General features: G+C 69.8%; 5 protein-coding genes, 1 tRNA gene and 2 rRNA genes. 1 reads left to right on the forward strand and 7 read right to left on the reverse strand.

The genetic code is table 11. The features are described 5' to 3' along the window. Positions 1-134: 134 nt before the first annotated feature. From DMH12_RS13585 to DMH12_RS13595, 3 genes are all read right to left on the reverse strand, one after another. Positions 135-2882 (reverse strand): DNA translocase FtsK, encoded by a 2748-nt coding sequence (locus tag DMH12_RS13585; protein WP_185832302.1) that lies wholly within the window; start codon positions 2880-2882, stop codon positions 135-137. 185 nt (positions 2883-3067) lie between these two features. Then, complete coding sequence (locus DMH12_RS13590) at positions 3068-3742, reverse strand: two-component system response regulator (protein WP_125491828.1); 675 nt, start codon at positions 3740-3742, stop codon at positions 3068-3070. A 366-nt stretch (positions 3743-4108) separates the two neighbouring features. After that, complete coding sequence (locus tag DMH12_RS13595) at positions 4109-9580, reverse strand: HAMP domain-containing protein (RefSeq protein ID WP_125491829.1); 5472 nt, start codon at positions 9578-9580, stop codon at positions 4109-4111. A gap of 392 nt (positions 9581-9972) precedes the next feature. Here DMH12_RS13595 and DMH12_RS13605 point away from each other — a divergent pair, with 392 nt between their 5' ends. Then, complete coding sequence (locus DMH12_RS13605; RefSeq protein ID WP_125491831.1) at positions 9973-12723, forward strand: SpoIIE family protein phosphatase; 2751 nt, start codon at positions 9973-9975, stop codon at positions 12721-12723. A gap of 46 nt (positions 12724-12769) precedes the next feature. Here DMH12_RS13605 and DMH12_RS13610 read toward each other — a convergent pair. The 4 genes from DMH12_RS13610 to DMH12_RS13625 all read right to left on the reverse strand — a co-directional run. Then, positions 12770-12845, reverse strand: a tRNA-Thr gene (locus DMH12_RS13610). A gap of 75 nt (positions 12846-12920) precedes the next feature. Further along, positions 12921-13586, reverse strand: a complete 666-nt coding sequence (locus tag DMH12_RS13615; protein ID WP_185832304.1) for a DegT/DnrJ/EryC1/StrS family aminotransferase — start codon at positions 13584-13586, stop codon at positions 12921-12923. 114 nt (positions 13587-13700) lie between these two features. Beyond that, positions 13701-13817 (reverse strand): 5S ribosomal RNA (gene rrf, locus DMH12_RS13620). 87 nt (positions 13818-13904) lie between these two features. Then, positions 13905-14009, reverse strand: a 23S ribosomal RNA gene (locus DMH12_RS13625); the annotation flags it as partial.

Raw genomic sequence — 14009 nt, forward strand, 5'->3', positions numbered from 1 at the left:
CTACCTGTTGTCACTTCCCTCAAGTTGACGTACGTCATGGGGAAACGGTTGCTCAATGATCCCTAACGGGTGAGTCACGATCGGCCACCCGGCCGTCCCGGCCCCTCGTCGGCGGACCCTTGGCCCACGATTTCCTACCCTTCAGACTCCCCCCGGATCACGGCGAGCACTCCGTCCAGCTCATCAGGCTTCACAAGAACGTCACGAGCCTTTGAGCCTTCACTCGGTCCGACGATGCTCCGCGACTCCATCAGGTCCATCAGCCGCCCCGCCTTGGCGAAGCCGACACGCAGCTTGCGCTGGAGCATGGAGGTCGACCCGAACTGGGTGGAGACGACCAGCTCGGCCGCCTGGCACAGCAGGTCGAGGTCGTCGCCGATGTCCTCGTCGATCTCCTTCTTCTGCTTGGTCCCCACGGTGACGTCGTCCCGGAAGACGGGCGCCATCTGGTCCTTGCAGTGCTGGACGACGGCCGCGACCTCCTCCTCGGTCACGAACGCGCCCTGCATACGGGTCGGCTTGCTCGCGCCCATCGGCAGGAAGAGGCCGTCGCCCTTGCCGATCAGCTTCTCGGCGCCGGGCTGGTCGAGGATGACCCGCGAGTCGGCGAGCGAGGAGGTGGCGAAGGCGAGCCGGGATGGCACGTTGGCCTTGATCAGCCCGGTGACGACGTCCACGGAGGGCCGCTGGGTGGCGAGCACCAGGTGGATGCCGGCCGCCCGCGCGAGCTGCGTGATCCGCACGATCGCGTCCTCGACGTCGCGCGGCGCCACCATCATCAGGTCGGCCAGCTCGTCCACGATCACCAGCAGGTACGGATAGGGCTGGAGTTCACGCTCGCTGCCCTCGGGCGGCTTGGCCCTGCCCTCGCGCACCGCGCGGTTGAAGTCGTCGATGTGCCGGAAGCCGTAGGCGGCGAGGTCGTCGTAGCGCAGGTCCATCTCGCGCACGACCCACTGGAGGGCCTCGGCGGCACGCTTCGGGTTGGTGATGATCGGCGTGATCAGGTGCGGGATGCCCTCGTACGCGGTCAGCTCGACGCGCTTGGGGTCGACCAGGATCATGCGGACGTCCTCGGGGGTCGCCCGCATCATGATCGAGGTGATCAGGCAGTTGATGCAGGAGGACTTGCCGGAGCCGGTGGCGCCCGCGACGAGCATGTGCGGCATCTTCGCCAGCGAGTGCATGACGTAGCCGCCCTCGACGTCCTTGCCGAAGGCGACCAGCATCGGGTCGTCGTCCTCGGCGGACTCGGCGAGGCGCAGTACGTCGCCGAGGTTGACCATCTCCCGGTCGGTGTTGGGGATCTCGATGCCGACCGCGGACTTGCCGGGGATCGGGCTGATGATCCGCACGTCGGGGCTGGCGACGGCGTACGCGATGTTCTTGGTCAGCGCGGTGATCCGCTCGACCTTGACTGCGGGGCCCAGCTCGACCTCGTAGCGGGTCACCGTCGGCCCGCGGGTGAAGCCGGTGACCCGGGCGTCGACCTTGAACTCGGTGAAGACGGTGGTCAGGGAGTCCACTATGGCGTCGTTGGCGGCGCTGCGCGCTTTGCCGGGGCCACCGCGCGTGAGGGAGTCCAGGGACGGCAGGGAGTACGTGATGTCGCCGGAGAGCTGGAGCTGCTCGGCGCGCGGCGGCAGGTCCCGCTCCTGCGGCAACGGCGTCTTGGTGAGGTCGGGGACGGCGCCCGGCGTCGCCGGCTCGGTGGACTTGGCGGGGTCCTTCTTGAGCTTGCCCGGCTGCGGGCGCGCGGCCGGCACGGGCGTCGGAGTCGGCGTCGTCGACTCACGGTCCCCGGGGCTGACGCCCTGGGTGAGGTCGGCGACCAGCGGCGACGGCGGCATCCCGTGCAGGACGGCGCCGTCGAGAGCGGCGGCGGCGGCCGCGGCGACGTCCACGGCGTCCATGGGCCGGTTCATCTCGGGCTGCGGCACGGCGGACCGGCGGGGCCTGCCGCGGCGCCTGCTCAGCGCCTCCTGCTCGGCCGAGTCCGGGTCGTACGGCTCCGCGGGCGCTCCCCCGCGCCTGCGGGTCCGCTCGGGCAGCGCCTCGCGCCACTGGTCGTCGTACCGCTCGTCGTCGTCGGTGTACGCGTCCGCGTCGGGGTCGTCGACCACGCCGAGCCGCACGCCGAGCTGGCGCAGCCGCTGCGGGATGGCGTTCACCGGCGTGGCGGTGACGACCAGCAGCCCGAAGACGGTGAGCAGCGCGAGCAGCGGCACGGCCAGGACGTCCGTCATCGTGTACGACAGCGGGGTGGCCGCGCCCCAGCCGATGAGGCCGCCGGCGTCCCTTATGGCCTGCATGCCCTCGCCGCGGGCCGGTGAGCCGCACGCGATGTGCACCTGGCCGAGCACGCCGACGACGAGCGCGGACAGGCCGATCACGATCCGCCCGTTGGCCTCGGGCTTCTCGGGGTGCCGGATCAGGCGCACGGCGATGGCGCCGAGCAGGATCGGCACGAGCAGGTCCAGCCGGCCGAAGGCCCCGGTCACCAGGATCTCGACGAGGTCACCGACCGGGCCCTTGAGGTCGGCCCAGGTGCCCGCGGCGACGATCAGGGCGACGGCGAGCAGCAGCAGCGCGGACCCGTCCTTGCGGTGGGCGGGGTCGAGGTTCTTGGCGCCCTGCCCTATGCCGCGGAAGACGGCGCCGACCCCATGCGCCAGGCCGAGCCAGAGCGCGCGCGCCAAGCGGTAGACACCGCTGGTGGGGCTCGGGGCCGGTTTGGGCGCGGGCTTCTTCGCGACGGCCTTCTTGGCGGGCGCCTTCTTCGGGGGCGCCTTCTTGGCAGCGGCCTTCTTGACCGGCCCCTTCGCGGGAGCGGCCGCCTTCTTCGCGGGCTGCTTCTTGGCTGCGGAGGGACGTGAGGCCATAGGTGTGAGGTTACCGGGGGAGGCGGCGGTCGACACGTGCGCCTACCGCTTCACCCGTTCGTGTCGCCCGGAGCGAGTTGCGGAACTGACGCCTCCGCCACCGCTCCTGACAAGTCCTCACAGACCCGGACCGGGGGACTCGCGAGGTGCCCGGCGGACGACCCGCAGCGGGCCCACGGCGGGCCTCAGTTGACGGCGGGCTGACCGCCGGACGTACCGGGCTCCAGGGCGTCCAGAGCCCTCCGCAGTCCGGTGAGCTTGCGTTCCAGATGCGCCGCGGTGGCCACCGCGGCCGCGTCCGTGGACTCGTCGCCCAACTGCTTGGACAGCGCCTCCGCCTGCTCCTCCACTGCCGCCAGCCGGGCCGACAGCTCGGCGAGCAGCCCCGCGGGCTCCTTGGCCTCACCGGCCGCGACCTTGTCGCCGCCCTCCAACTGGAGCCGGAGCAGGGCCGCCTGCTCACGCAGCTGGCAGTTCTTCATGTACAGCTCGACGAAGACCGAGACCTTCGCGCGCAGCACCCACGGGTCGAACGGCTTCGAGATGTAGTCCACCGCGCCCGCCGCGTAACCGCGGAAGGTGTGGTGCGGACCGTGGTTGATCGCGGTGAGGAAGATGATCGGGATGTCCCGGGTCCGCTCCCGGCGCTTGATGTGCGCGGCGGTCTCGAAACCGTCCATGCCCGGCATCTGGACATCCAGCAGAATGACCGCGAAGTCGTCCGTGAGCAGCGCTTTGAGCGCTTCCTCCCCGGACGATGCCCGCACCAGCGTCTGATCGAGCGCCGAGAGGATCGCCTCCAGCGCCAGCAGATTCTCCGGCCGGTCATCGACCAGGAGGATCTTGGCCTTCTGCACCATGGCCCGCCCTCCTCGCCCCGGCGTGGGGCCTCCCCTGTCCGCAGGACTTGGCGCGGCACCGGCGGGTGCCACCCCGGGGGACGACTCCCTTGCGTCGCCCGTCCTTGTGCCGGTCATCGTAGCCGCACCCCGCCTGTCGCCACACCCTGTCACCGTGATGTCACTGTGCACGTAGCAGAAACGCAGCGGGAGACCAGAAGGTTCCCCGAATCCCGCACTTCTACACGGCTCCGGGCACGCTGAGTCAGCGACTGAGCGCGGGTCCCGGAGGTTCCCGCCGTTCACGCACACCCCACGTTCGCACACTGCCCGGACGTGGCGCACGGAAGGTGCCCCTCCGTACCACCGGCACGGTGCCCGAACGTACTACTCCTCGCGCATCCACTGCTGCATCACCGTCAACAGGTGATCGGGGTCTACCGGCTTCGTCACATAGTCGGAGGCGCCCGACTCGATCGCCTTCTCCCGGTCGCCCTTCATCGCCTTGGCGGTCAGCGCGATGATCGGCAGCCCGGCGAACTGCGGCATCCGACGGATCGCCGTGGTCGTCGCATACCCGTCCATCTCGGGCATCATGATGTCCATCAGGACCACCGCGACGTCCTCGTGCTGTTCCAGCACCTCGATGCCCTCGCGTCCGTTCTCCGCGTAGAGCACGGACAGCCCGTGCTGCTCCAGGACGCTGGTCAGCGCGAACACGTTGCGGATGTCGTCGTCGACGATCAGCACCTTCTGCCCGCCGAACCGGATCCCGCGGATGGACTGCGTCGTCTCCTGCTCGGGGCCCGGCTGCCGCTCCCGCACCGCGGGCAGTTCCTCGGTCTCGGCCGAGCGTCGACGACGCCGGAACAGCGCCCCGGCACCGTTCTGCGCGTCCTGGTACGACCGCCCCTGGGCCGGCGTCTCGGCCTCCGTCTCCGGCAGCTCGTCCGTCCCCCCGGAGCCCGCCGGCAGCTCGCCTCCCCCGGCGGGCGGCAGGGGCTGCGGGTAGCCGTGCGAGGGCAGCTCGCTCGGGCGCAGCGGCAGGTAGAGGGTGAACGTCGAGCCACGGCCCGTCTCGCTCTGCGCGTGGATCTCACCGCCCAGCAACTGCGCGATCTCCCGCGAGATGGACAGCCCGAGGCCCGTGCCGCCGTACTTGCGGCTGGTGGTGCCGTCGGCCTGCTTGAACGCCTCGAAGATCACCCTCATCTTGCTGGCCGCGATCCCGATCCCGGTGTCGCTCACGGAGAACGCGATCAGCTCGGCGTCCGGGTCGGTCATCGAACCCGCCTCCAGCAACTGCTCCCGGATGCCCTGCGGAACGTCGTCCCGGGCCGGCCTGATGACCAGTTCGACCGCCCCCGAGTCGGTGAACTTCACCGCGTTGGACAGCAGGTTGCGCAGCACCTGGAGCAGCCGCTGCTCGTCGGTGTGCAGCGTCGCGGGCAGCTCGGGCGACACCCGCACCGACAGGTCCAGGCCCTTCTCCGCGGTCAGCGGCCGGAAGGTGGCCTCCACGTAGTCGACCAGCTGGACGAGCGCGATGCGCGTCGGCGAGACGTCCATCTTGCCCGCCTCGACCTTCGACAGGTCGAGGATGTCGTTGATGAGCTGGAGCAGGTCGGAACCGGCCCCGTGGATCGTCTCGGCGAACTCGACCTGCTTGGGCGACAGGTTCGCGTCGGCGTTGTCGGCGAGCAGCTTGGCCAGGATCAGCAGCGAGTTGAGCGGCGTACGCAGCTCGTGCGACATGTTGGCGAGGAACTCGCTCTTGTAGCGCATCGAGACCGCCAGTTGCTCGGCGCGCTCCTCCAGGACCTGCCGCGCCTCCTCGATCTCGGTGTTCTTCACCTCGATGTCGCGGTTCTGCTGCGCCAGCAGCTCGGCCTTCTCCTCCAGTTCGGCGTTGGACGACTGCAGCGCCTTCTGCCGCTGCTCCAACTCCTCGGACCGCTCCCGCAGTTGCTCGGTCAGCTCCTGCGACTGGCTCAGCAGCACCTCCGTCTTGGTGTTGACGGAGATGGTGTTGACGCTGGTCGCGATCATCTCGGCGATCTGGTTCAGGAAATCCTTCTGGATCTGCGTGAACGGCGTGAAGGACGCCAGCTCGATCACGCCGAGCACCTGCCCCTCGAACAGCACCGGCAGGACGATCACCTGGGCGGGCGGGGCCTCCCCGAGCCCGGAGGAGATCTTCAGGTAGCCGCTCGGCGCGTTCTCCACGAGGATCGTGCGCTTCTCCTCGGCGGCCGTGCCGACCAGCGCCTCCCCCGGCCTGAAGGACGTGGGCATCGACCCCATCGAGTAGCCGTACGACCCCAGCATGCGCAGTTCGTACTGGTCCTCCTGGGCGCCCGCCGGATCCTGGCCGTCGACCACCAGGGGCATCGCGAGGAAGAAGGCCCCGTGCTGCGCGGAGACCACGGGGGTCAGCTCACTCATGATCAGCGAGGCGACGTCCTGGAGGTCCCGGCGGCCCTGCATCAGTCCCGAGATGCGGGCCAGGTTGCCCTTGAGCCAGTCCTGCTCCTTGTTGGCGATCGTGGTGTCGCGGAGGTTGGCGATCATCTTGTTGATGTAGTCCTGAAGCTCGGAGATCTCGCCGGAGGCGTCCACGTCGATCTTCAGGTTCAGGTCGCCGCGCGTCACCGCGGTCGCCACGCGCGCGATGGCGCGCACCTGACGGGTCAGGTTCCCGGCCATCTCGTTCACCGACTCCGTCAGGTCCCGCCAGGTGCCGTCGACGTCCCGCACGCGCGCCTGACCGCCCAGCTGCCCCTCGGTGCCCACCTCGCGGGCCACGCGGGTGACCTCCTCGGCGAAGGAGGACAGCTGGTCGACCATCGTGTTGATGGTCGTCTTCAGCTCCAGGATCTCCCCGCGCGCGTCGATGTCGATCTTCTTGGTCAGGTCGCCCTTGGCGATGGCGGTGGTGACCATGGCGATGTTGCGCACCTGACCGGTCAGGTTGGACGCCATCTGGTTCACCGACTCGGTGAGGTCCTTCCACGTACCCGACACGCCCGGCACGTGCGCCTGCCCGCCGAGGATGCCGTCCGTGCCCACCTCACGGGCCACCTTGGTGACCTGCTCGGCGAACGAACTCAGCGTCTTGACCATGGTGTTGAACGTCTCGGCCAGCTGGTGGACCTCACCGCGCGCCTCGATCGTCACCGTCCGCGTCAGGTCGCCGTTGGCGACGGCGGCGGCCACCTGGGAGATGTTCCGCACCTGGACGGTGAGGTTCTTCGCCATCAGGTTGACGTTGTCGCTGAGGTCCTTCCAGATGCCCACGACACCCGGCACGTGCGCCTGCCCGCCGAGGATGCCCTCCGTGCCCACCTCACGGGCCACGCGCGTGACCTGCTCCGCGAAGGACGACAACTGGTCGACCATCGTGTTGACGGTGGTGACGAGTTCGAGGATCTCGCCCTTGGCGTCGACGGTGATCTTCTTCGACAGGTCGCCCTTGGCCACGGCCGTGGTGACCTCGGCGATGTTGCGGACCTGCATGGTCAGGTTGTTGGCCATGCCGTTCACCGACTGCGTGAGGTCCTTCCAGGTGCCGGAGACACCCTGCACCTCCGCCTGGCCGCCGAGGATGCCCTCGGTGCCCACCTCGCGCGCGACGCGCGTGACCTCCTGGGCGAACGACGACAGCTGGTCCACCATCGTGTTCAGCGTGTTCTTCAGCTCCAGGATCTCCCCGCGCGCGTCCACGGTGATCTTCTGGGACAGGTCACCGCGCGCCACCGCCGTGGCGACCTGCGCGATGTTGCGGACCTGCGCGGTGAGGTTGCCGGCCATGCCGTTCACCGAGTCGGTCAGGTCGCGCCACACGCCGGCCACCCCGGGCACCTGGGCCTGACCGCCGAGGCGGCCCTCCGTACCCACCTCGCGGGCCACGCGCGTGACCTGCTCCGCGAACGACGACAGCTGGTCCACCATCGTGTTGATGGTGTTCTTCAGCTCCAGGATCTCCCCGCGCGCGTCCACGGTGATCTTCTGGGACAGGTCACCGCGCGCCACCGCCGTGGTCACCTGCGCGATGTTGCGCACCTGGGAGGTCAGGTTCCCCGCCATCGAGTTGACGGAGTCCGTCAGCTCCTTCCAGGTCCCCGACACACCGTCGACCCGGGCCTGACCGCCGAGGCGGCCCTCCGTGCCCACGTCCCGGGCCATCCGGGTCACCTGGTCGGCGAAGCTGGAGAGCTGGTCGACCATGGTGTTGACGGTGTTCTTCAGCTGCAGCATCTCGCCGGAGACGTCCACGGTGACCTTCTGCGACAGGTCGCCGTTGGCCACCGCCGTCGTCACCTGGGCGATGTTGCGCACCTGGCCGGTGAGGTTGCGGAACGCGGTGTTGACGGAGTCCGTCAGGTCCTTCCACGTCCCCGCCGCGCCCGGCACCTGCGCCTGACCGCCCAGCTCGCCCTCGACCCCGACCTCGCGGGCCACCCGGGTCACCTCGGCGCCGAAGCTCGAGAGCTGGTCCACCATCGTGTTGACGGTGTTCTTCAGCTCCAGCATCTCGCCGGCCACGTCCACGGTGACCTTCTGCGACAGGTCACCGCTGGCCACCGCCGTCGTCACCGCGGCGATGTCGCGCACCTGAGTGGTCAGGTTCCGGAAGACGGTGTTGACGGAGTCCGTCAGGTCCTTCCAGATCCCGGCCGCGCCCGGCACGTTCGCCTGGCCGCCCAGCTGGCCCTCGCCACCGGTCTCGTTGGCCACGCGCGTGACCTCGTCCGCGAAGATCCGCAGCGTCTCGGTCATCTGGTTGATCGTCTCGGCGAGCTGCGCGACCTCGCCCCGGGCCGGCACCGTCACCTTCTTCGACAGGTCGCCGTTGGCGACCGCCGTCGTCACGTGCGAGATCTCACGCACCTGGGCCGTCAGGTTCCCGGCCATGGTGTTGACGGAGTCGGTCAGCTCCTTCCACACCCCGGCCACGCCCGGCACCTGGGCCTGCCCGCCCAGGGCACCCTCGGTGCCCACCTCACGGGCCACCCGCGTCACCTCGGAGGAGAACGCCGAGAGCTGGTCCACCATCGTGTTGACGGTGTTCTTCAGCTCCAGCATCTCGCCGGCCACGTGCACCGTGACCTTCCGCGACAGGTCGCCCTTGGCCACCGCCGTCGTGACCAGCGCGATGTCCCGCACCTGAGCGGTGAGCCGGTACGCCATGGTGTTGACGGAGTCCGTGAGGTCCTTCCACGAACCGGACATACCGCGCACCCGGGCCTGGCCGCCCAGCTTGCCCTCGGTACCGACCTCGCTGGCCACCCGCGTGACCTCGTCCGTGAAGGTCGACAACTGGTCGACCAGGTTGTTCACGGTCCGCCCGACCTTGAGGAACTCACCGCGCAGCGGCTGCCCGGCCCCTTCCTCCACCTGCGTCCGCAGCTCCATGCGCGGCGACAGATCACCGTCGGCCACCGCCGACAGCACCCGGCTGACCTCGGAGACGGGCCGCACGAGATCGTCGACCAGCGCGTTCGAGTTGTCGATCGCGGTCGCCCACGCACCGTCGCAGGCCCCGGTCTCCAGCCGCTCGGTGAGTTTTCCCTCACGTCCGACCACACGCCGCACCCGCGCCAGCTCACCCGTGAGGTGCAGATTGCGGTCGGCCACCTCGTTGAAGACCGCCGCGATCTCGGACATCACGCCGTCGCCGGAGACCGTCAGCCGTTTGCGGAAGTTTCCCTCACGCATGGAGACGAGCGCCGCGAGCAGACGATTCAACGCGGCCGTGTCCACCGTCGTAGTGCCGCCCCGCGATTTGCCCTTGTCGCTCAGGGACTGTCCGCCTTTCGCGCGCGTCTTCGTGGCCCGCGTCGCTGCGCCAGACTCCACTGTGTCCCTCCCGCAGGGGTCGACCAATACTGCTGTGCCCGGCCGCCCACGCTCGGCGGACCGGTTACTGCCGCTTGCTTCCCATGATGCCGAGCGATCCGGCCCGGCTCACCGGACCCGCTCCAGAGGCTGCTGCCCATCCCGCGCGGCGCGCATTCACCTGCCCGGACCTCACAAGAAGCCTGCCCAGTGTTTCACCCCGGCCGAACCAGGCCATAACAGTTCGGCAGCTTCGCACATCGTCCGCACACCCTCTGGGCGGAAACACTGCAGACCGGCATCCGCATGGGCGGCGAAGGTAAGTAACCTTGCATGCGGCTGTCCAGCCAACCCGGTGCGTCCGGTCTGGGCGGTGGCACGGAGACGAAGCGGGCATCGGAGGGGCGGCCGGAATGACCACCGGACTGATCCCGGGGGAACAGCCCCCGGATCCCGGGCCGACGGGTGGACTGCCGCAGCAGCGGCACGACCGGGTCGGCCATGAGGCCGTGCACGGGGAGAGAGGGTCGAGGAGTTCTGTGATCACCGCGCGCGCGGCCGCCAGCTTCGAGCCCGTCGGACGGTCCGTGGCGAGTGCCCGGTCCTTCGTCCGCGACACACTGCAGGGCTGGGGCCATGCCGACATCGTCGACGACGCCGTGGTGCTGACCAGCGAACTGGTGACCAATGCGGTGGTGCACGCCGGAACCACCGCGGACGTCGAGTGCATGCGCAGCGACGACGGTGTACGGATCGAGGTCGCCGACCACTATCCGGAGCGCGAGGTCCCGCTCCAGGGCTCCCCCGCCAACATGGGCAGCCCCGACCGCGAGGGCGGCCGCGGCCTCCAGCTGTGCGCGGCCCTGGCCGACCGCTGGGGCGTCGAGTACACGCCCACCCACAAGAACGTCTGGTTCCACCTCCACCTGCCCGAGCGCCCGGTCGGCACCCGCGCCGCCGGCCCCTCGCTCCCCGCCGACCTGCTGCCGCTCGCCGACGGCCGGGTCCGCGTCGCAGTCGTCCAGATCGACCGCACCGGCTCCGTCACGTCCTGGAACGAGGACGCCGAGGAACTCTTCGGCTACGCCGCCGAGCAGGTCACCGGCAAGCCGCTCACCGACTTCGCCGCCTGGCCGCACACTCCGGGCACCAGCACCGGCATCGCCGAGGCGCTCCAGCTCTCCCGCTGGGAGGGCAGCTACGGCATAAGGGGCGCCAACGGCCGCGTCACCCCCGTGTACGCCTCCCACCTGCGCGTCCGCGACGCCGGCGGCGAGCCGTCCACGGTCTGCCTCCTCGTCCGGGACCACGAACGCGCGGTCCTGCAGACCCCGATGCGCGTACCGGCCGCCGACTCCTCGTCCTCCGAGGGGCAGAGCACCGACCCCTTCGAGGTGTTCATCGGCTCCCCCGCCCCGGACGACCTCGACGGCCTCCTCCAGCGCACGGTCGAACGCGCCCGCGACATGCTCGACGCCGACGCCGCCTTCCTGCTGCTGGCCACCGACGACGAGACGGAGCTGGAGGTCCGCGCCTCCACCGGCCTGCCCTCCGCCCGCCAGCGCTTCGCCCGCGTCCCCGTGGAAGCCGGCCCCGGCCGCTACGGCTCCGCGCGCATGCCCGCCGTCCACGACGACCTCGCGGCCGTCCCCGGCGCCGTCCCGCTGCTGAACGGCACCGGCATGCGCTCGGTCGTCACCGTCCCCCTCAAGGTCGAGGGCCGCCTCACCGGCTCCCTCGGAGTCGCCGCCGAGGCCGCCGGCCGGTACTCCAACGAGGAGGCGCTGCGCCTCCAGTTCGCCGCCGACCGCATCGCCCTGGCCGTCGAGTCGGCCCGTCTGGGCGAGCTGGAGCGGCTGCGCCGCGGCTCGCTCAGCTTCCTCGTCGAGGCCTCCGACCTGCTCGCCGGCACCCTGGACCGGGACCAGACTCTGGCCCTGATGGCCCAGATGACGGTCCCCACCCTCGCCACCTGGTGCGCCGTCTACACCATCGCCGACCAGGCCTCCGACCCGTATCTCTCCTACGTCCTGCACGAGGACGAGGAACTCATCGACGGCATCAAGTCCCTGCTGTCGAAGATCGCGCCGCCCGACCCGGTCCCCACCCCGGGCGCCCGCGTCTGGACGACCCCCGCCGACATGGCCCACCAGGCCGCGCTGCGCACCTCCATGCGCGACCTCGGCCTGAGCGGCGGCCCGACACACCAGTTGAGCACCGGCATCGGTCCGACCCTCGCCACCGCCTCCGCGGTGGGCGGCGAGACCGTGGTCCTGCCGCTGGTCGCCCGCAACCGCGTCATCGGCATGCTCACCCTGGGCAAGCCCACCGACGACCACTTCCGCCAGGAGATCCTCGAACTCGCCGAGGACCTGTCCCGCCGAGCCGCCCTGGCCCTGGACAACGCCCGCCTGTACTCGGAGCGCACGGCCATCAGCCAGTCCCTCCAGCGCAGCCTCCTGCCACCCGAGCTGCCCCTCATCGACGGCGTCGAGGTCGAGGTCATCTACCGCGCGGCCGGCGAGGGCAACGAGGTCGGCGGAGACTTCTACGACCTCTTCCCGATCAGCGACGGCGCCTACGGCTTCGCCATCGGCGACGTCTGCGGTACGGGCCCGAACGCGGCCGCCGTCACAGGCCTGGCCCGGCACGCCCTGCGCCTGCTCGCCCGCGAGGGCCTCAGCGGCCCGGCGGTCCTGGAGCGCCTCAACTCGGCCATCCTCGACGAGGGCGCGCGCAGCCGCTTCCTCACGCTGTTGTACGGCGAGATGCGCCCGCAGGACGACGGCAGCGCGGAGTTGAAGGTGGTCTGCGCCGGCCACCCGCTCCCGCTCCGGCTGCGCCAGGACGGCTCGGTCGAACCCGCCGCCGAACCCCAGCCGCTCCTCGGCGTGATCGAGGACCTGGAGCTCTACGAGCAGACGGTCACCCTCGACCCGGGCGACGTCCTGCTCTGCGTCACGGACGGCGTCACCGAACGCCGCGAAGGCACCCGCATGCTGGGCGACGACGGCCTCGCCGACGTCCTCACGTCGTGCACGGGCCTGACGGCGGGTGCGGTGGCCGCGCGCATCATGCGCGCGGTGGAGCGCTTCGCCTCTGACGCCCCGTCCGACGACATGGCGATCCTCGCGATGCGCGTGCCGGAGCCGCACGCGGACTGACCAGGGCATGCGAAAGGCCCCGCCCGATTGGGCGGGGCCTTTGCAGTGGAGCCCCCAAACGGAATCGAACCGTTGACCTTCTCCTTACCATGGAGACGCTCTGCCGACTGAGCTATAGGGGCCTGTCGCTTTCGGGTTTCCCCGCGGCAACGGAATAGATCATACCCCGAACAAGCCGGTGCTCCCAACCACGGAGTTCATCCGAACGCGGGTTGCAGAAGCCCGCCCAGCGCGTTGCACGCGGACACGATCCGCTGCATGTCCCGCCTGCTCAACGATGCCTCGACCGGCAGCGCGAGGGTCTCGTCGACGGCCCGCTCGGTCTCGGGCAACGACAGGCATCGCCGGAATCCCGGCAGCCGGTGCACGGGGGTCTTCACCGGCACCTTGCAGTCGACTCCCCGTCCCCGCACGGCACGCGCGAACGCGTCCCGGTCCGGCCGTCCGTTCCCCGGCACTCGCACCACGTACTGCTGATAGGTGTGCCCGTCGCCCCAGTCGGGGGTCCGCACTCCCCTCAGCTTCCCGTCGAGGTAGGCCGCCCGCTCCCTGCGCCGCGCTATCTCGTCGTACGGCGCCTCGGACTCGCCCTGCTCCAGCACGAGCAGCCCGTGCCGCTGTCCGATCCCGTGCAGCAAATCCATGTCCGCCGGGTGGCCGAACCGGTGCACGGCGACGACGGCCGCGGTCCGTGACGTCAACGACGCCTCCACCGCGGCGGCGTCGAGGCAGTACGTCCCCGGATCTATGTCGGCGAACACCGGCAGCGCACCGGCGAGAGCCACGGCCTCGGCGACTTCCACGTTCCCGAAGGCAGGTACGACGACCTCGTCGCCGACGCCGATGCCGGCGGCCCTGAGCATTGCTGAGGTACCCATACGAACGATCGTCGTAGCGCAACGTGAACTTCAAGTGACGGAAAACAAAAAAGGGTTGGACCCAGAACCGAAGTTCTGGGTCCAACCCTTTCAATGATTGTTCGGCGGCGTCCTACTCTCCCACAGGGTCCCCCCTGCAGTACCATCGGCGCTGTAAGGCTTAGCTTCCGGGTTCGGAATGTAACCGGGCGTTTCCCCTACGCTATGACCACCGAAACACTATGAAACAGACAACCAACCCGGTGACCAACACAGGTCTGATTGTTCGTGGTTTCAGAACCAACACAGTGGACGCGAGCAACTGAGGACAAGCCCTCGGCCTATTAGTACCGGTCACCTCCACACCTTGCGGTGCTTCCAGATCCGGCCTATCAACCCAGTCGTCTACTGGGAGCCTTAACCCCTCAA

It is taken from the genome of Streptomyces sp. WAC 04229, assembly GCF_003947455.1.
Classification (GTDB): domain Bacteria; phylum Actinomycetota; class Actinomycetes; order Streptomycetales; family Streptomycetaceae; genus Streptomyces.